Below are 20,399 nucleotides of genomic sequence, written 5' to 3' on the forward strand. Positions count from 1 at the left end.
TCATTCCCGCCCCCGGAAACGGCGCTGATAGGCGGCGTCATAGAGCGCGCTCTCGCGGAAATCCTCCGGCGCCAGCGCCCGGCCGACCATGATGAGCGCTGTGCGCTCCACCGGCTCGGCCGCCACCTTGGCTACGATGTCGGCCAGCGTGCCCCGGATCACCCGCTCGCCCGGCCGGCTCGCCTCCACCACCACGGCGACCGGGCACTCCGGCCCGTAGAGCGGCATCAGTTCCGCCACCACCTGTTCCAGCGCATGGATGGCGAGATGGATGGCGAGCGTCGCTCCCGTGGCGCCGAAGGCCGCCAGCGTCTCGCCGGCCGGCATGGCCGAGGCGCGGCCGGAGACGCGGGTGATGACGAGGCTCTGCGCCAGCCCCGGCACGGTGAATTCCCGCCCCAGCACCGCGCTCGCCGCCGCGAAGGCCGGCACGCCGGGGGTGAGCGTGTAGGCGATGCCGCGCGCCTCCAGCCGCCGCACCTGCTCGGCCACCGCCGAATAGATCGAGAGGTCGCCCGAGTGCAGCCGCGCCACGTCCTGCCCCACCGCCTCCGCCGCCACGAATTCCGCCTCGATGTCGTCGAGCGAGAGCGGCGCGGTGTCAATGAGGCGCGCGCCCGCCGGGCACCAGGCCAGCACGTCCGGCGGCACGATGGAGCCGGCATAGAGGCACACCGGGCAGCGGGCGATGAGATCGCGCCCGCGCAGCGTCATCAGGTCGGCCGCGCCGGGACCGGCGCCGATGAAATGCACCGTCACGGCGCCTCTCCCTTCTCCGCCTCGCGCGCGAAGGCGCAGGTCACCGGCCCCAGCACGAAGCGCGGGCCGATCAGCGTCGAGCGCCGCCCGGCCACGGCGAGTGCCGAGGCTTCCGCCACCGAGGGCACCCCCATCAGCGCCACCACCCGCTCGGAATGGGTCATCGCCCGCGTGCCCGCCGCCTCCAGTTGCCTCTGCGGCACCATGACCAGCAGCAGGCCGAGATCGAGCGCCGCCTTGATGATGCCGGGCTCGCTGCCCTTTGCCGCCGGGGTCGCCATCAGCGAGATATCGCACAGTTTCACGCCGTGGCGCTCCATCGCCCCGCGCATGGCGGCGCACACCTCCTCCGAGGTGACGCCGCGCCGGCTGCCGACACCGGCGACGATCACGCGCCGCCCTCCGGCTTCGCCCAGCTCCATTGCGTCACCGGCATCGCCGGCCGCCAGCCGGTGAGCCCGCCCACCGGCACGGCGCGGGCGACGGAAAGGCGAACAAGTTCGCCGCCCAGCGCGCCATGGCGGGCGATCAGCAGCGCCTCGGTCTCCAGCGTCACCGCATTGGCGACCAGCCGGCCGCCCGGCTTCAGCGCGGCCAGCGCGGCGTCGATCACGCCGGCATCGCCCGCCCCGCCGCCGAGGAAGATCGCATCCGGCGCGGGCAGGCCGGAAAGCGCCTGCGGCGCATGCCCCTCGACGATTTCAAGCCCCGGCACGCCGAGCGCCGCCGCATTGCGCCGCGCCCGCGCCGCGCGCTCTGGCTGCTCCTCAATGCCGATGGCGGTGAGCGAGGGGTCGGCCAGCATCCATTCGATGCCGACCGAGCCCGCGCCGGCGCCAATGTCCCACAAAAGCTCCCCACGACGGGGCGCGAGGGCGGCAAGCGTCACCGCGCGGATCTCGCGCTTGGTCAATTGCCCGTCATGTTCGAACAGATGGTCCGGCAGACCCGGAGTCAGCGCCACGATGCGCGCCCCCTCCGCCGCCACGACCTCGATGGCGACAAGATTCAGCGGGTGGATATCGGTGAGCGCGAAGCCCTCGGCCGGGGCATGGCGAACCCGCTCGCGCGGGCCGCCCAGCGCTTCCAGCACGGTGAGGGTCGAGCCGCCGAAGCCGCTTTCCGTCAGCAGGCGGGCGATCTGGCCCGGCCCGTCCCCGTCCGAGGTCAGCACCAGCAATCGCCGGCCGGGATGCAGATGCGCCCGCACGAGATCCATTGAGCGGCCATGCACGGTGAGACAGGTCACTTCCGCCAGCGGCCAGCCGAGCCGGGCGGCGGCGAGGCTGAAGGCGGAGGGCGCGGGAAACACCCGCATCTCGCCCGCCGGCACATGCCGCGCCAGCGTGGCGCCGACGCCATGCAGGAACGGGTCACCCGAGGCGAGCACGCACACTTGCCGCCCGCGCAGCGCCAGCACCGCCTCGATACCGCGCGCGAATGGGCTCGGCCAGGCCCGCGCCTCGCCCCGCACCGCGTCGCCGGCCAGCGCCAGATGCCGCGCGCCGCCAAACACGACCGAAGCCGCCTCCACCGCCGCCCGCGCGGTGGGCGAGAGGCCCGCCAGCCCGTCCTCGCCGATGCCGACAAGGGTCAGCCAGCGGCTTTCGGTTGACGCGGTCGGGGCGATGGTTTCACTGCCGGGCATGAAAGCGTCCGATAAGAGCCGGGAGGCCGGCGCCCCGCGCCTGCTCATCCTCGGCGGCACCGCCGAGGCGCGCGACCTCGCGGCGGCGCTCGCCGCGCGCGGGGGATTCGCGGTGAGCCTGTCGCTTGCCGGGCGCACGCGCAACCCGCTCGCTGTGGAGGCCCCCACCCGCTCCGGTGGCTTCGGCGGCGTCGACGGCCTCGAAGCCTATCTGAAGACCGAGCGCATCGACGCGCTGATCGACGCCACCCACCCCTTCGCCGCCACCATGTCGCACCACGCGCATGAGGCCGCCCGCCGCGCCGGCGTGCCGCTCCTTGCCCTGCTGCGCCCCGAGTGGCAGCGGCAGCCCCGCGATGTCTGGACCGACGCGACCGACATCCCCGAAGCCGTGGCAAGGCTCGGCCCCGCCCCGCGCCGGGTGCTGGTCGCGCTCGGCCGCAACGAGGTGCGCGCGCTGGAAGCCGCGCCGCAGCACGCCTATCTCGTGCGCAGCATCGACCCCGTCGACCCGCCGCTCGCCGTGCCGGAGGTGCGCTATATCGAGGCGCGCGGCCCGTTCGCGGAGGCGGACGAGCACGCGCTGCTGACCGCCCACCGCATCGACGCCATCCTGTCCAAGAACAGCGGCGGCGAAGCGACCTATGGCAAGATCGAAGCCGCCCGCGCGCTCGGCATCGAGGTGATCATGGTCGCCCGACCGCCCCGCCCGCCGGTGGAGACGGTGGAGAGTGTCGATCAGGTGCTCGGCTGGCTGGAGCGCCGGCTCCATCACTCGTCCCCGGCGCGGCGCGGCGTGTAGACCAGCGCCGGCAGGCCGGGGCGTTCCACCAGCCGCGTCTCCGGCGAGCCGACGATGATGCAGGTCGCCATATCGGCCATATGCCCGCGCGCATGGCCGAGCGGCACCACCCGCATGCGCTCGTCCGGCCGCCCCACCGCACGGCCGAAAATGACAGGCACGCTGGCCGGCAGCTCGGCGCGCAAAATCTCGAAAGCGGTGTCGAGCTGGTGCGGGCGCGCCTTCGACACCGGGTTGTAGAACGCCATGGCAAAGCCCGCCTGCGCCGCCAGACGTAGCCGCTTCTCGATGACTTCCCAGGGCTTGAGATTGTCCGAGAGTGAGATGGCGCAGAAATCATGCCCCAGCGGCGCGCCGCATTTCGCCGCCACCGCCAGCATGGCGGTGATGCCGGGCACGATGGCGAGATCGAGCGCGCGCCACTCGGCCGGCCCGGCCTCGATCGCCTCGATCACCGCCGCCGCCATGGCGAACACGCCGGGATCGCCGCCCGACACCATCGCCACCGTGGCGCCGGCGGCGGCATGGGCCAGCGCCGCCCCGGCGCGCACCAGTTCCTCGCGATTGTCGGAGGGGTGGCGCGTCTGCCCCTCGCGCACCGGCACCCGGGCGAGATAGGGCTCGTAGCCGTAAAGCGCCTCGGCGGCTTCCAGCGCGGCACTCGCTTCCGGGGTGAGGAAGCGCGCCTCGCCGGGGCCGAGGCCGATGACGAACAATCTGCCCTTGGTCATGCCCGCGTCTCCCAGCCCGGCACCAGCACGATGGCGAAATAGGGCGCGGGCGCATCGCCGCGCGTCGCCAGATGTTCGCACAAGCTGCCCGTCATGGTGCCGCGCTCGACATAGAGCGCCCGCTCCAGCCGCCCGGCCGCCGCCAGCGCGCGGCGGATCTTCGGCAGATTGCGCCCCACCTTCATGATGACGGCCGCATCGGTGCCGGCCAGCCGGCGCGCCAGTTCCGCCTCGGGCAGCGTGCCCGGCAGCACGCTCAGCACATCGTCGCCCTGGGCGATGGGCGTTCCCGCCTGCGACCAGCAGCCAGACATGCCGGTGACGCCGGCAATGACCTCGGTGGGAAAGCGATGGGCGAGGCGCACATGCAGATGCATGTAGGACCCGTAGAACATCGGGTCGCCCTCGGAGAGCACCGCCACCGTCCGCCCAGCCGCCAGATGCGCCGCCACCGCTTCCGCCGCCGCCTCGTAGAAATCCGTGATCGCGGCGCGATAGGGCGCCTCGTCCTTCGGCATCTCCGTGGTCACGGGGTAGCCGAGCGGCAGTTCCTCGGCCCCCGCGCGGAAATGCGGGTGGGCGATGGCGCGGGCATGGCTGGCATTGCCGAGCTTGGCGAAATAGGCGACGACATCCGCCGTCCCCAGCGCCCGCACCGCCTTCAGCGTGATGAGATCCGGGTCGCCCGGCCCGACGCCGACACCGATCAGCCGCCCCTGCGAAATCTCGTTCATAGGCCCGGCCTCGCCAGCGCGTTCACCGCCGCCGCCGCCATGGCGCTGCCCCCGAGCCTTCCGCGCACCACCAGCCACGGCACGCCGTGATCCCCCAGCGCCAGCGCATCCTTGGATTCGGCCGCGCCGACAAAGCCGACGGGAATGCCGAGGATGGCGGCGGGCTTGGGCGCGCCGGCATCCAGCATTTCCATGAGGCGGAACAGCGCCGTGGGGGCATTGCCGATGGCGACCACGGCGCCTTCCATATGGTCGCGCCACAGTTCCAGCGCGGCGGCGGAGCGCGTGGTGCCGAGCCGCTCGGCGAGAGCGGGCACCTCAGGGTCGCGCAAGGTGCAGATCACCTCATTATTGGCCGGCAGTCGGGCGCGGGTGACGCCATGCGCCACCATCTGCGCGTCGCACAGGATCGGCGCGCCGGCCTTGAGCGCGCCGCGCGCCGCCCGCACCAGATCAGGCGCGAAATCGATGGCGAAGGCGGCCTCCACCAGCCCGCAGGCATGGATCATCCGCACCGCCACATCCGCCTCCTCGGGCGTGAAGCGGCCGAGTTCCGCCTCCTCGCGGATGATGGCGAAGGAGCGCTCATAGATCGCATTGCCGTCGCGCTCATAATCGAACGGGGTGGACACTCAGGCCAGATCCTTCTGCAACAGGGCGCGCACGGCACCCGCCACCGCCGTCGCCGGCAGCACCGCCGGGGTAGGGTCGCGAAGCGCATCGCGCGGCGTGCCTTCGACCACGAGACCCGCCCCCTCGTCCAGTCCCACAATGGTCAGCGCCGCCTTTGCGGGGTGGGCGCAACCCTTCGGGCACCCGGAGACGTGGAGATCGCGCCCGTCCAGCAGCGGCACCAGCGTCGCCGCCAGCGCGTGCGTGTCGAGCCGGGCGGAGGCGCAGGCCGGGCGCCCGGCGCAGGCGAAGACGCGCCGGCGCGGGTCGCCGGGATCGGTGAGGAAACCGAGCCCCGCCGCCTCCGCGCGCAGGGCTTCCGCCGCCTCGGGCGCGATGCCGACCAGCAGCAGCGCCCGCCCGGCGGCGGGCTCGACCTCGGCCACGCCGGCCCGGTGCGTGGCCTCCAGCAATTGGTCAAGCATCTCCGCCCGCACCTGCCCGAATTCAAGGCCGAGGCCCAGCGCCAGCGTGCCGTCCGTAAGCGCATGCAGCCCCACCGGGTCAGCGCCCTCCTCGGGCACGGTAGAGGGCGGGGCGAGCCCAAAGCCGGCGCGGAGATTCTCGCTGCCCTCCACCGCCACGATGTCCACCATGCGCGCCGCCGGCCCCTGCGCGGCAAGGCGTTGCAGCAGGGCGACCACCACCTCGGCCGCCCGCGCGGCCCCCACCACGCCGCAGGGCACGCCGGCCAGCGACAGCGCCACGCCCTCGCTTCCCGCCGTGACGGCGATATCCGCCTTCAGCCCGCCGAGGCGGAATCGCCCGCCGCCATCCACCACCACCGACGCCTTGGGGGCGAGGTTCGGCACCAGCGGCGCCGCGCGTTCAGAAATCGCCCGCGCCAACTCACGCGGGTCGAACCGCTCCGCAGGGTCCCGCCCGGCCAGCGCGCTCACCTCCACCGGAAAGCCCTGCGGCACGTCGATATCAAGCGCGGCCACCGCTTCCGGCAGGCCCGGCGCGGTGGCTGGCGTCAGCCCGCGCAATTGCAGCTTGCCGCGTGCCGTCACCTCAAGGATGCCATTGCCACGTTCCGCCGCCAGCCGCGCCAGCCCGGCAAGCTGGTCCAGCGTCAACGGCGCCAGCGGTTGCAGCCGCGCCAGCAGCCCGTCGCCGGTTTGCATCGGCTTCGGCAGGCTCGGGCAGGCGCCGCGCCGCATGGCAGGAAACGCGCTCATTCCGCCGCCTCCCCCGCAAGCTGGGCGAGATCGGCACTGATGTCGTTGCGGCGCGGGTGCCAGAGGCCCTTGTCGCGCGCGCCGTCAAAGCGGGCGGCGATGAAGCGCGCCGCCTCGGGCGACGCCTCCATCAGGAATTCGCGCATGAGGGCCTCGCCGACATAGGCGGCGTGCAGCGCGTCGATCAGGTGTCCCGGCACGGCGCGCGTCGCCTCGGCGAAGCCGATCAGCCGGTCCACCGTCTCCGCCATCTCCGCCGCCCCGCGCGGGCCGTGGCGTTTCAGCCCGTCGAGATAGCGCGGGTTGACCCGCCCGCGCACGATCCGCGCCAGCGCGGAGCCGAGCGGGCGCGCGGTCGGGCGGGCGGGGTCGGAGGTGTCGAGCACCAATAGGTCCGGCGCGCGGCCGAGCTTTTCCGCCGCCGCCGCGAAGCCGCCGATAAAGGCGAGGTCGGCATCGCCTTCCAACAGGTCGCGGCCGGGATCGTCGGCGCCGTGCACCAGCATATCCGCCGCCGCCACCCGCGCGGCGAAGCCCTCCGTCGCCCGGCCCGCGCCTTCCGCCCCGCCATAGGCATGCGAGGCGCTGGCGAGATAGGCGTCGGCCAGCGCGTCACGCTCCACCCCGTCCGCGCGTCGTTCCAGCCCGGCGCCATAGGCCCCCGGCGCGGTGCCGAAAATGCGGGCCGCCCCCTCGCCCGCCGCGCGCAGCGGGTTTTCCTCCTCGCTCTCCTCGCGCCGCGCCACCGCCCGCAGCGCGGCGTCGAGCAGCGCGATCTGCGCCGGGAACAGGTCGCGGAACAGGCCGGAAATACGGAAGGTAACATCGACGCGCGGGCGCCCCAGCACCGCCGGCGGCAGCACCTCGATGCCGGTGACGCGGCCCGAGCCGGGGTCCCACACCGGCCTTGCCCCGATCAGCGCCAGCCCCTGGGCGATCTCCTCGCCACCGGTGCGCAACGTCGCGCTGCCCCAGAGGTCGAGCACGAGAGACCGCGGCCAGTCGCCATGCGCCTGCGCATAGGCGCGGACGATCTCCTCCGCCGCCAGCCGGCCGAGATCCATCGCTGTCGGGGTGGGGAGCGCGCGCGGATCGCTGGTGAACAGGTTCCGCCCGGTCGGCATCACGTCGGTGCGCCCGCGCCCCGGCGCACCGGCCGGGCCGGCGGCGACACGGCGCCCGTCCAGCGCCGCCAGCAGCCCGTCGCGCTCGGCGTCGCCGCACGGCCCTCGGCCATAGACATGGAAGCCGTTCTTCAGCCGCATCTCCTTGATATCGCAGAGAAAGGCGTCGATCCGGCGCAGCGCTTCCTCGGGGTCGGCGCCCTCTTCCAGCCCGGCGTCGCGGGCAAAGCCGGTGCGCGTCGCCTCCTCCACGATCAGCCGGGCGAGGCGCTCGCGCCGGCGGCGGTCCAGCCCGTCGGCCTCGGCATATTCGTCCACCAGCCGTTCCAGCGCCGCCGCCTCGCCGGCAAGGCCAGCCTCCTGCGTCGGTGGCGGCAGATGGCCGAGCGTCACCGCCGCGATCCGCCGCTTGGCCTGCGCCGCCTCGCCGGGATTGGAGACGATGAAGGGATAGATGACGGGGAGCGCGCCCAGCACGATCTCCGGGAAGCAGGCGCGGGTCAGCGCCACATGCTTGCCCGGCAGCCATTCCAGCGTGCCATGCGCGCCCATATGCACCACCGCCTCCGCGTTCGCCTGCAACCACAGGCCGAAGGCGACGAGCCCGTGGCGCGGCGGCAGCGCCGGGTCATGATACTGCGCCCGCCGCTCGGCCGCATCGCCGCGCTCCGGCGCCAGCGCCACGGTGACGTTGCCGAAGCGGGCGGCACGGAATCGGAAGGCGCCCTCATGCAGGTCCGGGTCGTCCTCCGGCGGGCCCCACGCCGCCTCGACAGCCACCGCCGCCTCGGGCGGCAGCGTGGCGAGATGGGCGCGGTAGGCGGCGAGGGAGAGCACCGTATGGGCACCGTCATGACGTGCCGTCGCGGACACGCACTCCACCAGCGCCTTTTCATCGCCGGGCACGTTCTCGACCCGGTAGCCGGCGGCGCCCATGTCCGCCAGCAGCGCCCGCACGCTCGCCGGCACGTCGAGCCCCACCGCCCAGCCGGTGCGGCCGGGGGCGCCGGCATAGTCCGGCATCAGCACGGTCACGCGGCGCTCGCCGCGCGGGGTCTGCCGCAGCCGCACCAGCGCCGCGACGCGCGCGGCCACCTGCGCCACCCGGTCGGGCACCGGCGCGTTCACCAGCGCGGCGAAGCCGGGCACGGCCTGTGTTTCCTGCGGCGCCTTGAAGGAGAGCGCCCCGGCCAGCACCCGCCCGTCGAGTTCCGGCAGCACCACATGCATGGCGAGATCGGCGCTGGTCAGCCCGCGCACGCCTTCCGCCCAGCCCGCGCGGCTGGTGGTGCCGATGATCGCCTGCAGCACCGGCACGCCGGGCGCGTCCAGCACCGTGGCCTCGCCGGGATCGGCGGCGGCGAAGGCGGTGAGCGTCAGGATCGCGGCGGGCTTCATCCCCGCCAGCGCATCGCGCAGGAAGGCGATGGAGGTCGGCTCCTTCAGGCTGGCGACATAGATCGGGCGCGGGTCGAGCCCCCGCGCCGCAAGCGCCGCGCAGAGAGCGTCGACCGGCGCGGTGTCGCCCGCCAGCGCCATGGAACGGTAGAAGATGACGGGGATGGTGGGGGCAGAAGGCCCCTCGGGGGAAGCCCCCTCCCACGCATAAAACCCCGCCAGCGGCAGGTTCTGCGCAGGGGGCGGCGGGGCCATCGTCCGCCCCGCATGGGCGGCAAGAACCCGCAGCAGCGCGGCCATGTTTCCCGGCCCGCCAGCGCGGAAATAGCCGAGCAGTGTGCCCAGCTCCGCCGCGTTCAGGGTGGAGGCGTCGGCGAGGCGCGGGTCGTCGCGGTCCTCGCCCGGCAGCACCGCGAGCGCAAAGCCGCGTGCCCGCGCCTCGGCGGCCAGCCGGTCGACGCCGTAGCGCCACCAGTCGAGCCCGCCGAGCAGCCGCACCACCACGATGCGGGCGCGGCTCCCCACCTTGTCGATCCACAGATCAACCGACATCGGGTGGCGCAGATCGCGCAGATTGGCGAGGCGCAGGCTCGGCAGATTGTCCCCCCGCTCCTGCGCCTGCGCCATGGCGGCGGCGAGCGCGCCGAGGTCGCTGTCGGCGAAGGAGACCACCACCATCTCGCCCGGCGTCTGGCCGAGATCGACCGGCTCGACGAGATCGTCGAGGCTGGAAGAACTGGTGGCGAGAATGTGCATGGGGAGGCGGGTCTCCTGAAATCGTCATCCCGGCCGACGCGCAGCGCCAGGCCGGGATCGGTTGCCGTTCAGTCCGGCCGGCGATCCCGGATCGGCCTCACGGCCGTCCGGGATGACGGAAGCGTCACGCCGCCACGCTCTCCCCGGCGAGGATCGCCTCCACCTTGGCGCGGTCCAGCCCCTTCAGCCCGATGGCGACGAGGCGCCCGGTGCGCTCCGCTTCGCCCCACGGCCGGTCGAAATGATGCGCCACGCGCGGGCCCACCGCCTGCACCAGCAGCCGCATCTTCTTTCCGGCGACGGGCAGGAACCCCTTCACCCGCAGCACGTCGGCCTCTTCCGCCGCGCGCGCCACCCGCGCCGCGAATTCGGCCGGGTCGGCGATCTCGGGCACCGCGACGACGAAGCTGTCGAAATCGTCATGGTCGTGGTCGAGCTCGTCATCGTGATGCGTCTTGCGGTTCTCGATGTCGTTCTCGGTGCCGACGCCGAGACCCATCAGGATGGCCGGGTCGATCCGCCCCTCGGTCACGCTCACCACCCGCACGCCCCTGGGCAGTTCGGCGTCGAGCGCGGCGCGGGCCTTGGCCTGCCCTTCGGAATCGATCAGGTCGGCCTTGGTGAGGATGACGAGATCGGCGCAGGCGATCTGGTCGTCGAACACTTCCTCGATCGGGTCGTCATGGTCGAGGCTGTCATCGGCGGCGCGCTGGGCGGCGAGCGCGTCATGATCGTGCGCGACGCGGCCGGAGGCTAGCGCCTCGCCATCCACCACCGCCACCACGCCGTCGACCGTCACCCGGCTCTTGATCGCCGGCCAGTGGAAGGCCTGCACCAGCGGCTTGGGCAGAGCGAGACCGGAGGTCTCGATCAGGATGTGGTCGACCTTCGGCTCGCGCGCGAGAATGGCGTCGAGCGCCGGCACGAAATCATCCGCCACGGTGCAGCAGATGCAGCCATTGGCGAGTTCGACGATGTTCTCTTCCGGGCAGGTCTCGATGCCGCAGCCCTTCAGGATCTCGCCGTCGATACCGACATCGCCGAATTCGTTGACGATCACCGCCAGCCTCTTGCCGCGCGCATGCTCCAGCACATGGCGGATCAGCGTCGTTTTCCCCGAGCCGAGAAAACCGGTGACGATGGTGCAGGGCACGCGGTCGAGCGCGGCGGGGCGGGAATCGGGGGCGGACATCAGCATCTCCACGGGCAACGGATTCGCGGGATGCGTCGGTCGCGGGGGAATCCCCGCGCGAAGCCGCGCCGTGGCGCGTCTCTGCCTGTCTGCCGGGCACCCCGCCGGCACGCACGACCGGACCGCCGGCAGGTCTCCTGGCTCGCGGGTCGCCGCCTCGTCGCCGCCTTCCCGGAGACATTCTCCAGTGGCTTCCGGCTGAGGCTCGCCGCTTACAGTTGCGGGGGCAGCCGCGGAATGGGGGCCCGAGAGCCCCGCACCGCATTCCCTCTTCGTCCCTCCCTCGCGGGAGAAAACCGTCGGTCGCGGCCACTAAAGGAGGCTTGGCCGGCAAAGTCAAACCGCACGCCCCGGCCCCGGCGGTTGCCCGCCCCCGCGCCGCCGCTATAGTCCGCCGCTCGCCCGCCGCCGCCTCTCGGAGCCCCATTGGGAACCATGACGATGCCGCCCCGCTTTGCCCCGGTCTGCCCGCCATGGCGCTGACGCTCGTTCTCGGCGGCGCGCGTTCGGGCAAGAGCGCCTATGCCGAAGGCCTCGTCACCGCCCTGCCCCCGCCCTGGTGCTACCTCGCCACCGCGCGGGCCTGGGACGACGAAATGCGTGAGCGCATCGGCGAGCACCGCGCCCGCCGCGCGGCAGGCTGGGAGACGCGGGACGCCCCGCACGACCTCGCCGCCGCGCTCAGGGCGCTGCCGCCCGGCCGGCCGGTGCTGGTGGATTGCCTCACGCTCTGGCTGTCCAACCGCCTGCTGGCGGAGGCCGATCTTGCCACCGAATGCGCCGCTCTGGTCGAGGCGCTCGTCGCCCATGACGGGCCGGTGGTCGCGGTCTCCAACGAGGTCGGCCTCTCCATCGTCCCGGATAATGCGCTGGCCCGCCGGTTCCGCGACGCGCAGGGACGGCTCAACCAGATGGTCGCCGCCCGCGCCGCGCGCGTGGTCTTCACCGTCGCCGGCCTGCCGCTCTACGTGAAAGGAAGCGCCGAATGAGCGATATTTCCCCCGAGGACGCCGCCCGCCACCGCGCCAAGATGGAGAAGCGCAAGGCGGTGCAGGACGCGGAAGTGGCGGAAAAGACCGTCGAAAAGGGCCTTCTGCTGGTCCACACCGGCCCCGGCAAGGGCAAGTCCACCGCCGCCTTCGGCCTCGCTCTGCGCACGCTCGGCCAACCGGACGGGGCCAGGGTCGGCGTCGTCCAGTTCATCAAGGGCGCGTGGGACTCGGCCGAGCGCACGGCGCTGGAAAGCTTCGGCGCGCGGGTGGAATGGCATTCCATGGGCGAGGGCTTCACCTGGGAGACGCAGGACCTCGCCCGCGACATCGCTTCCGCCCGCCGCGCCTGGGACAAGGCGCGGGAGATGATGGACGACCCCGCCTTCGGGCTGGTCATTCTGGACGAACTCAACATCGCCCTGCGCTACGATTATCTCCCGCTCACCGAGGTGGTGGCGGCGCTCAGCGCCCGCCGCGAGGGGCTGCACGTCGTCGTCACCGGCCGCAATGCCAAGGCGGAGCTGATCGAGGCCGCCGACCTCGTCACCGAGATGGGGCTCGTGAAGCACCATTTCAAAGCCGGGGTGAAGGCGCAGAAGGGCATCGAGTTCTGATGCGCGGCCGGTCGAAATCGGCACGCGGGCCGTGGCGGCGATCTCGCAATTGCGCAGCGTCATTCCTATGTGAGAGAGGACGCCGGCTGTTGCGGCGTGGTTCTTTCATGGAGAAACGCTTCGATGCGTTCCACCCCCATCGCCTATCTGTTCTGGTGCTTCGGCCTGATCGGCGTGTGCGGCATCCAGCGCTTCTATACCGGCCGCTACTGGACCGGCGCCCTGTGGCTATTGACGGTCGGCCTGCTCGGCATCGGGCAGATCATCGACCTGTTCCTCATCCCCGGCATGGTGCGGGAAGCCAATCTGGAACGCCGCGTCGACTATCTCGAAGCACGGCGCGGCTGATCTCCCGCCGCGATGAACCGTCCTGTGCGGGCCTTTCTGCCCTCTCCCCGTCGGGGAGAGGTGGCGCGCGCAGCGGGTCGGTGAGGGGGCTCCCGGCTCACCGGCTGAAGGACCCCTCACCCCATCCCTCTCCCCGATGGGGAGAGGGGGCATGAGCCCTCCCCTTCATAAGCCCCTCGCCCTCATGTTCCAGGGCACCGGCTCGGATGTCGGCAAGTCGCTGATCGTCGCCGGCCTCGCCCGCGCCTTCACCCGGCGCGGGCTCATCGTGCGCCCGTTCAAGCCGCAGAACATGTCGAACAATGCCGCCGTCACGCCCGATGGCGGCGAAATCGGCCGCGCGCAGGCGCTGCAGGCCCGCGCCGCCGGCGTCGCCCCTTCCGTCCACATGAACCCGGTGCTGCTGAAACCGCAGAGCGAGATCGGCGCGCAGGTCATCGTGCAGGGTCGCGCGCGGGGCACGGCGAAAGCGGCGGATTATCAGAAGCTCAAGCCCGCGCTCATGTCCGCTGTACTGGACAGCTATGAGCGGCTGCGAGCCGAGGCCGACCTCGTGCTGGTTGAAGGCGCCGGCTCGGCGTCGGAGATCAATCTGCGCGCCAACGACATCGCCAATATGGGGTTTGCCCGCGCCGCTGACGTGCCCGTGGTGCTGATCGGCGACATCGACCGCGGCGGCGTCATCGCCAGCCTCGTCGGCACGCGCGCCGTGCTGCCGGAGGATGACGCGGCGATGATCCGCGGCTTTCTCGTCAACCGCTTTCGCGGCGACCCCGCCCTGTTCGCCGCCGGCATGGAGGCGATCGCGTCCCGCACCGGCTGGGAAGCGCTCGGCCTCATCCCGTTCTTCCCGGACGCCCGCCGCCTGCCGGCGGAGGACGCGCTGGCGCTCGACGCCGCCACGTTGCCCAAGCCGGGGGCGCGGGTGAAGATCGCCGTGCCGCTGCTGCCGCGCATCGCCAATTTTGACGATCTCGACCCGCTGGAGGCCGAACCGGGCGTGGAGGTGATCCGCGTGCGCCCCGGCACGCCGCTGCCCGCCGATGCCGCACTCGTCCTGCTGCCCGGCTCGAAATCCACCATGGCCGACCTCGCCGATTTCCGCCGCGAGGGCTGGGACATCGACCTTCTCGCCCATGTGCGGCGCGGCGGGCGGGTGCTCGGCCTGTGCGGCGGCTACCAGATGCTGGGGCGCTTGCTCGCCGACCCCGACGGCGTGGAAGGCCCGCCCGGCACGCTGCCCGGCCTCGGCCTGCTAGAGGTCGACACGGTGCTGTCAGGGCATAAGCGGCTGGTCGCCGTCACCGGCACCGCCGGCGGGGCGCCGTTTTCCGGCTATGAGATGCATATGGGCGTCACCGACGGCCCCGGCCGCGCCCGGCCCTTTGCTCACATCGACGGCGCCGGGCCGGAAGGCGCGGTGTCCCCGGACGGGCGCGTCACCGGCACCTATGCCCATGGCCTGTTCACGGATGACCGCCAGCGCGCCCATTGGCTCGCGACACTCGGCGCCCCGCCGAGCGGGCTCGACTATGAAGCTGGCGTCGAGGCGACGCTCGACGCGCTGGCCGCGCATCTGGAAAAGCACATCGACCTCGACCGGCTGCTGAAAATCGCCAGCGCCTTCCCTCATGCCCGGGCTTGACCCGGGCACCCAGTGACCGGGAGCGGACCCGAATGATCTTCAGTTCCCACGCAAAGGCTGGATCCACGGGTCAAGCCCGCGGATGAGGGCGCGAGGGTTATGTGCCCCTCACCACCCCCATGCCAGCAGCGCCAGCCCCGCCACCAGCGCCAGCATCACCGCATCCGCCGCGCGGTAGAGGGCGAGCGCGCGGCGTATGTCCGTGGCGGTGCACTCATAGCGCCCGCCCTCGCCCATCAGCCCGTCGACCGAGAGCGTGCCGCCATAATGGCGCGGCCCGGCGATGGCGATGCCGAGCGCGCCGGCCATCGCCGCTTCCGGCCAGCCGGCATTGGGCGAGCGGTGGCGGCGGGCGTCGCGCATCATCGCCCGCCACGCCCGTAGGGGCGAGGCGCCCGGCACGAACAGCGCCCCGGCGACGATGAGCAGGCCCGCCAGCCGCGCGGCCGGCAGGTTGATCAGGTCGTCAAACCGCGCCGACGCCCAGCCGAAATAGAGGTGCCGCGCGTCGCGATGGCCGATCATGCTGTCGGCGGTGTTCACGCCCTTGTAGATCGCCGCGCCCGGCAGCCCGCCGACCGCCATCCACAAGGCTGGCGCCACCACCCCGTCGGAATAGTTCTCGGCCAGGCTCTCGATCGCCGCCCGCGCCACCCCGGCCTCGTCGAGCTTGTCCGGGTCGCGGCCGACAATATGCGACACCGCCCGCCGTCCCTCCTCAAGGCTCGTCTCCAGCCCCTCCGCCACCGCGCCGACGAACTGGTAGAGGCTGCGCTGCGCCAGCAGGCTGGAGCCGGCAAGCCCGGCCAGCAGCAGGCCGACCACCGGCACCCGCAACGCCAGCCCCTGCACCAGCAGGCCGGCACCGCCGCTCACCGCCACGATCAGCACCAGAGCCCCCACCCCGGCGAGGCGCCGCTCGCGCGGGGCGGCGGCGTCGCGGTTGACATGGCGGTCGAGAGCGCCGATCAGCCGGCCGATCCACATCACGGGATGGCCGATCCGGGCGAGCAAAAACGAGGGATAGCCGAAGGCGACCTCGAACAGCAGCGCCGCCAGGGTTAAACCAAGAGTAAGGTCGAGGCTCATCACAGGTGATTCTCTCGGCAGATGATTCGCGCGGAAGCGGCGTCTCTCGGGATCAGCGGGGCGCCGCGACAGACGAATCCCCCGGGACCGCGCGGCCACCATTTCCGCCCGCGCGGTCGCCATCAAGACCCACGACGCCCAAGGGCACCCGAAACGGACGACGACGCACGGAATGAACATCCCCGTCACCTCATCGCACGGCATCCTGCCGCCTCACATCGAAGAGGCGAAGCGGGCGCGGCTCGCCGAGGTGTTCGGCTTCGACCGTTTCCGCCCCGGCCAGCAGGAGGTTGTCGATTCCATCCTCGCCGGCGTGCCGACGCTGGCGGTGATGCCCACCGGCGCGGGAAAATCCCTGTGCTACCAGCTCCCCGCGCTGGTGAAGGGCGGGCTCTCCATCGTCGTCTCGCCGCTCATCGCGCTGATGGACGACCAGGTGAACGCGCTGAAGCTGCAGGGTGTCGCCGCCGAGGCCATCCATTCCGGCAAATCCCGCGAGGACAATGTCGCGATCTGGCGCCGGGTGGCGGCGGGCGAGGTGCGCCTGCTCTATCTCGCCCCTGAGCGCCTGCTCACCGAGCGCATGCTGGCCGCGCTGTCGCGGTTCAAGCTCGGGCTGGTGGCAGTGGACGAGGCGCACTGCATCTCGCAATGGGGCCATTCCTTCCGCAACGAATATCTCGGCCTCGGCCGGCTGCGGGAGATCTTTCCCGGCCTGCCGCTGGTGGCGATGACCGCCACCGCCGACAAGGCGACGCGCGACGACATTGTCGAGCGGCTGTTCGGCGGGCAGGCGCGCGTCTTCGTCTCCGGCTTCGACCGCCCGAACATCTTCATCGGCGTCGAGGACAAGAAGGACCCGGCGCGGCAGATCGAGAGCTATGTCCGCGCCCGGCCGGGTCTGTCAGGCATCATCTACCGCATTTCGCGCAAGAAGGTGGACGAGACCGCCGAGCGCCTCGCCGCCACCGGCATTCGCGCTTTGCCCTACCATGCCGGCATGAGCGCGGAGGCGCGCGCCGCCAATCAGGAAATCTTCCTCGCCGAGGACGGGGTGGTGATGGTCGCCACGGTCGCCTTCGGCATGGGCATCGACAAGTCGGATGTGCGCTATGTGCTGCATGCCGATGCACCGGGCACGCTGGAATCCTATTATCAGGAGATCGGCCGCGCCGGCCGCGACGGCCAGCCCTCCGAGGCGCTGCTGCTCTATTCCGCCGGTGACATCGCCACCCGCCGCCGCTTCCTCGACGAGGAACCCTCCCCGCCCGAGCGCAAGATGGTGGAAGCCCGCCGGCTCGACGCCATGGTCGGCTTCTGCGAGGCGGTGACCTGCCGGCGCGCCGTGCTGCTCGGCTATTTCGGCGAGCGCGCCAAGGCGTGCGGCGCCTGCGACGTGTGCCGCGACCCGCCCAAGGTGATCGACGCCAGCGCCGACGCGCAAACGGTGCTGCGCCTCGTGCGCGCCACCGGCGAGCGCTTCGGTGCCGCCTATCTCGCCAGCGTCGTCACCGGCCAGCGCACGGATGCGATCTGCGGGCGCGGCCATGACAAGCTCGCCGATTTCGGCGCGGGCGGCGACAAGCCGGCGACGGAGTGGCGCGCGCTGCTGCGCCAGTTGGTGGCCACCGGCGCGCTGCATGCCGACCCCACCCGCTTCGGCGCGCTCACCCTCACCGAGACCGGCCTCGCCGTGCTGAAGGGCACCCGCGCCTTCACCCTGCGCGCTCCGGCGAAACGGAGCCGCGAGCGCTTCGCCCGTTCCGACAGCGGGGCGGAGCTGGCCCCGGCGGAAGCCGCGCTGCTCGGCAAGCTGAAGGCGCTGCGCCGCGACCTCGCCGCCGAGCGCAACGTGCCGGCCTATGTGGTCTTCGCCGACAAGACGCTGGAGGAGATGGCGGTGGAGCACCCGCGCACGCGCAGCGAGCTGGCCGGTGTGAAGGGCGTGGGCGCCGCCAAGCTGGAGGCGTTCGGGGCGGCGTTTCTTAAGATTCTCAAAGAATTCTCTTAAGAAATCCGAAGAATTCGACCCGGGAAATTTTCCACACGCAAAAGAGTTCACGAACGACGAATCCCTCCCTAGACTGGTGGCTAACGGACGCAAAGTCCGGAATGCCCTAGAGCCTGATCCGATCAGGTTGAATCAGCCCGATCGGTGAATCAGTCTCTAAACTATTGATAGAGAACGTTTTACCGATCGGATTGCACAGCAATCCGATCGGAACGCGCTCTGACTCCGGGATGGAAACGATGAAGCTGCAACTCTTTGCCGCGGCGCTGGCCGCCACCTCTCTGCTCGCCACCCTGCCGCCCGCGGCGGCGCATGGCCCGACCCGCCAGAAGATCTCGGAGAAGATCGAGATCAACGCCCCGCCGGAGAAGGTGTGGGCGGTGGTCTCCAACTTCCAGGATGGCGGCTGGATTCCGGTCGTCGCCAAGACCGAGGGCACGGGCGGCAACGCCCCCGGCGCCAAGCGCACGTTGACCCTCAAGAACGGCGCCACCGTCGAGGAAGAGGTCGCCAAGCTCGAGCCGGAAAAGATGACCCTCATGTACCGCATCGACAAGGTCGACGTGGCGGTGCTGCCGGTCACCAATTATTCCTCCTGGCTTATCGTCACCCCCGCCGACGACGGCAAGAAGTCCGAGGTCGAGTGGCGCGGCGCCTTCTATCGCGGCTACCCCAATAACGACCCGCCGCCGGAGCTGAACGACGAAGCCGCCGTCAACGCCGTCACCGGCCTCTACAAGGCGGGTCTGGAAAGCCTGAAGAAGCAGATCGAGGGCGGCAGCTGAGCCGTGACGTCGGCACCCATCACGCGGCGCCTGGCCCCCTCTCCCCGCCGGGGAGAGGGTTGGGGTGAGGGGCCTTGGCGGCTAGACCTGTCTTCTTTCCCTCCCGGCGTCATCCCGGCCGCGCGACCGCGCGCGCCGGGATCGCGCGCCACCTCCGTGCGATCCCGGCTCGACCTTCGATCGTCCGGGATGACGGTGATCAGGACCCTCCCCCTCCTCGCCGCCCTGCTCGCCCCGCCGGCTCTGGCGGACGAGGCCTTCATCACCTCGCAGCCGGCGGAAACGCTGTCGGTGGTCGATCTCGTCAGCCGCAAGGTGGTGGCGACGCTTCCCATCTCCGGCAAGCCGGCCGGCATCGCGGTGAGCGCGGACGGCGCGCGCGCCTTCGTCACCTCTCCCGACGGCAAGGCGCTGACCATTCTCGACGCTGCCAGCCGCACCGTCACCCACCGGGTGGACCTCGGCGGCGGGCCGCTCGGCGTCGCCGTCCACCCCTCCGGCAGCCCGGCCTATGTCGCCGACTGGTACCAGCACCGGATCAAGGCGGTGGACGCGACGAGCGGCGCCATCATCGGCGAGGTGGCGGTCGGCCAGTCGCCCTCCGGCCTCGCGGTGACGCCGGACGGCGCGCTGCTGCTCTCCGCCGATCGCGATTCCGACGCGGTCAGCCTCATCGACACGAAGACGCTCACCCGCCTCGCCTCGATCCCGGTCGGCGCCCGCCCCTTCGGCGTCACCATCGACGCGGAAGGCGCCCGCGCCTACACCGCCAATGTCGCCTCCAACGATGTGAGCTTGATCGACCTCAAGGCCCGCAAGGTCGTGGCCACCGTGAAGGTCGGCGCCCGGCCCTATGCGGTGGCGCTGGCGAAAGGCCGCGCCTTCGTCACCGACCAGTATGACTCGACCGTCACCGTGTTCGACACCGACACGCTGAAGACGCTCGCCACCATCCCCGTGGGCGACTATCCCGAAGGCATCGCCGCCAGTCGCGATGGCGCCTTCATCTATGTCGCCTGCTGGGAGGCGAACACGCTGGACATCATCGACACCGCCACGCTGAAAGTGGTGGGCACCGTCGCCGTCGCCGATGGCCCGCGCGCCTTCGGCGCCTTTCTGCGCAAGACGGGTGATTGACCAGAGGGCTATTGCGGATTCGCCGCCGCCGCCGCAGCGGTTAGGATGGCTGCGGGATTACAGGAGGGATGTCATGGACGCGGATTTCTGGCACCGGAAATGGGAGGCGAACGACATCGCCTTTCACGAAAGCGAGGCCCATCCGCTGCTGGTCCGCCATTTCGGATCGCTCGGCCTTCGCCCCGGCGCGCGGGTGTTCGTGCCGCTCTGCGGCAAGAGCCGCGATCTCAACTGGCTGCTCGGCCACGGCTATGAGTTGGCGGGCGCGGAACTGAGCCGCCTCGCCGTCGAACAGCTCTTCGCCGAGCTTGGCGTCACGCCCGAGATCACCGAGATCGGCCCGCTCGAGCGCTTCGCGGCGGAAGGCATCACCATCTTTGTCGGCGATATCTTCGACCTCACCCATGAGGTGCTGGGGCCGGTCGACGCCGTCTATGACCGCGCCGCCCTCGTCGCCCTGCCCGAGCCGATGCGCACGCGCTACGCCGCCCATCTCGCGCATCTCACCCGCCATGCGCGGCAATTGCTGATCACGTTCGACTACGACCAGAGCCTCACCGTCGGCCCGCCCTTCGCCGTGGATGAGCACGAGGTGCGCCGCCATTATGGCGCGGCCTATCACGTCGCCCTGCTGGAGAAGCACCCGCTCAAGGGCGGGCTGCGCGGCAAGGAGCCGGTGGCGGAAGAGGTGTGGAAGCTGGAGCGGCGCTGACCGCCCGATCGCCCTCATGCCCGGGCGTGAGCCGGGGACCCGGTGGCCGGGGAGGACGCCCCCGCGCAT

Annotated in this window: 19 protein-coding genes and 1 riboswitch; of the genes, 9 read left to right on the forward strand and 10 right to left on the reverse strand. The window is 71.6% G+C overall.

The window, feature by feature from the left end; translation table 11 throughout:
• Genes cobM through cbiE form a run of 3 tightly spaced genes read right to left on the reverse strand, consistent with a single transcriptional unit; the run spans window position 1 to window position 2,407 of the window.
• Complete coding sequence (gene cobM, locus AAC979_RS12030; RefSeq protein WP_371347103.1) at window positions 1–759, reverse strand: precorrin-4 C(11)-methyltransferase; 759 nt, start codon at window positions 757–759, stop codon at window positions 1–3.
• A complete protein-coding gene (locus tag AAC979_RS12035; RefSeq protein WP_371347104.1) occupies window positions 756–1,151 on the reverse strand; it encodes a cobalamin biosynthesis protein in 396 nt (131 codons plus the stop codon). The genes cobM and AAC979_RS12035 overlap by 4 nt, the downstream gene beginning before the upstream one ends.
• The gene (gene cbiE, locus AAC979_RS12040) at window positions 1,148–2,407 is read right to left on the reverse strand and encodes a precorrin-6y C5,15-methyltransferase (decarboxylating) subunit CbiE (protein ID WP_371347106.1); all 1,260 of its coding nucleotides are present in this window, start codon (window positions 2,405–2,407) and stop codon (window positions 1,148–1,150) included. Before cbiE ends, AAC979_RS12035 begins: the two co-directional genes overlap by 4 nt.
• Between cbiE and AAC979_RS12045 the strand changes: the two genes are divergently transcribed.
• Window positions 2,406–3,209 (forward strand): cobalt-precorrin-6A reductase, encoded by an 804-nt coding sequence (locus tag AAC979_RS12045; protein ID WP_371347108.1) that lies wholly within the window; start codon window positions 2,406–2,408, stop codon window positions 3,207–3,209. The genes cbiE and AAC979_RS12045 overlap by 2 nt on opposite strands.
• On the opposite strand, the gene AAC979_RS12050 is transcribed toward AAC979_RS12045, so the two are convergent.
• The 6 genes from AAC979_RS12050 to cobW form a co-directional block, all read right to left on the reverse strand.
• A complete protein-coding gene (locus AAC979_RS12050) occupies window positions 3,179–3,940 on the reverse strand; it encodes a precorrin-3B C(17)-methyltransferase (RefSeq protein WP_371347110.1) in 762 nt (253 codons plus the stop codon). The genes AAC979_RS12045 and AAC979_RS12050 overlap by 31 nt on opposite strands.
• Entirely contained in the window at window positions 3,937–4,674 is a 738-nt protein-coding gene (locus AAC979_RS12055) for a precorrin-2 C(20)-methyltransferase (protein WP_371347111.1), read from the reverse strand. Before AAC979_RS12055 ends, AAC979_RS12050 begins: the two co-directional genes overlap by 4 nt.
• Window positions 4,671–5,306 (reverse strand): precorrin-8X methylmutase, encoded by a 636-nt coding sequence (locus AAC979_RS12060; RefSeq protein ID WP_371347113.1) that lies wholly within the window; start codon window positions 5,304–5,306, stop codon window positions 4,671–4,673. Before AAC979_RS12060 ends, AAC979_RS12055 begins: the two co-directional genes overlap by 4 nt.
• Window positions 5,307–6,527 (reverse strand): precorrin-3B synthase, encoded by a 1,221-nt coding sequence (cobG, locus tag AAC979_RS12065; protein ID WP_371347115.1) that lies wholly within the window; start codon window positions 6,525–6,527, stop codon window positions 5,307–5,309.
• Window positions 6,524–9,805, reverse strand: coding sequence for a cobaltochelatase subunit CobN (gene cobN, locus AAC979_RS12070; protein WP_371347117.1), 3,282 nt, complete (start codon window positions 9,803–9,805; stop codon window positions 6,524–6,526). Before cobN ends, cobG begins: the two co-directional genes overlap by 4 nt.
• Before the next feature lie 124 nt (window positions 9,806–9,929).
• Window positions 9,930–10,997 (reverse strand): cobalamin biosynthesis protein CobW, encoded by a 1,068-nt coding sequence (gene cobW, locus AAC979_RS12075; protein WP_371347119.1) that lies wholly within the window; start codon window positions 10,995–10,997, stop codon window positions 9,930–9,932.
• A 109-nt stretch (window positions 10,998–11,106) separates the two neighbouring features.
• Window positions 11,107–11,313: riboswitch (cobalamin riboswitch) on the reverse strand.
• Window positions 11,314–11,470: 157 nt separating this feature from the next.
• On the opposite strand from cobW, the gene cobU reads away from it, so the two are divergent.
• From cobU to AAC979_RS12095, 4 genes are all read left to right on the forward strand, one after another.
• The gene (gene cobU, locus AAC979_RS12080; protein WP_371347121.1) at window positions 11,471–11,986 is read left to right on the forward strand and encodes a bifunctional adenosylcobinamide kinase/adenosylcobinamide-phosphate guanylyltransferase; all 516 of its coding nucleotides are present in this window, start codon (window positions 11,471–11,473) and stop codon (window positions 11,984–11,986) included.
• Window positions 11,983–12,603, forward strand: coding sequence for a cob(I)yrinic acid a,c-diamide adenosyltransferase (gene cobO, locus AAC979_RS12085; RefSeq protein ID WP_371347123.1), 621 nt, complete (start codon window positions 11,983–11,985; stop codon window positions 12,601–12,603). The genes cobU and cobO overlap by 4 nt, the downstream gene beginning before the upstream one ends.
• 123 nt (window positions 12,604–12,726) lie before the next feature.
• Window positions 12,727–12,951, forward strand: a complete 225-nt coding sequence (locus AAC979_RS12090; RefSeq protein ID WP_244375471.1) for an NINE protein — start codon at window positions 12,727–12,729, stop codon at window positions 12,949–12,951.
• A gap of 184 nt (window positions 12,952–13,135) precedes the next feature.
• Window positions 13,136–14,596 carry a cobyric acid synthase gene (locus AAC979_RS12095; protein ID WP_371349049.1) on the forward strand — a complete coding sequence of 487 codons (1,461 nt, stop codon included), beginning with the start codon at window positions 13,136–13,138 and terminating at the stop codon, window positions 14,594–14,596.
• Window positions 14,597–14,704: 108 nt separating this feature from the next.
• Here AAC979_RS12095 and cbiB read toward each other — a convergent pair whose 3' ends face one another.
• Complete coding sequence (gene cbiB / locus AAC979_RS12100; protein ID WP_371347125.1) at window positions 14,705–15,685, reverse strand: adenosylcobinamide-phosphate synthase CbiB; 981 nt, start codon at window positions 15,683–15,685, stop codon at window positions 14,705–14,707.
• Between the two features lie 172 nt (window positions 15,686–15,857).
• On the opposite strand from cbiB, the gene recQ reads away from it, so the two are divergent.
• The 4 genes from recQ (at window position 15,858) to tmpT (ending at window position 20,330) form a co-directional block, all read left to right on the forward strand.
• A complete protein-coding gene (gene recQ, locus AAC979_RS12105) occupies window positions 15,858–17,696 on the forward strand; it encodes a DNA helicase RecQ (protein WP_371347127.1) in 1,839 nt (612 codons plus the stop codon).
• Between the two features lie 239 nt (window positions 17,697–17,935).
• Window positions 17,936–18,481, forward strand: coding sequence for an SRPBCC family protein (locus tag AAC979_RS12110; RefSeq protein ID WP_371347129.1), 546 nt, complete (start codon window positions 17,936–17,938; stop codon window positions 18,479–18,481).
• A 189-nt stretch (window positions 18,482–18,670) separates the two neighbouring features.
• On the forward strand, window positions 18,671–19,618 hold the full coding sequence (locus AAC979_RS12115) for a YncE family protein (RefSeq protein WP_371347131.1): 948 nt from the start codon (window positions 18,671–18,673) through the stop codon (window positions 19,616–19,618).
• Window positions 19,619–19,691: 73 nt separating this feature from the next.
• Window positions 19,692–20,330 carry a thiopurine S-methyltransferase gene (tmpT, locus tag AAC979_RS12120; RefSeq protein WP_371347133.1) on the forward strand — a complete coding sequence of 213 codons (639 nt, stop codon included), beginning with the start codon at window positions 19,692–19,694 and terminating at the stop codon, window positions 20,328–20,330.
• The last annotated feature ends 69 nt before the right edge of the window (window positions 20,331–20,399 follow it).

This window comes from Ancylobacter sp. IITR112 (genome assembly GCF_041415945.1).
Lineage (GTDB): Bacteria > Pseudomonadota > Alphaproteobacteria > Rhizobiales > Xanthobacteraceae > Ancylobacter.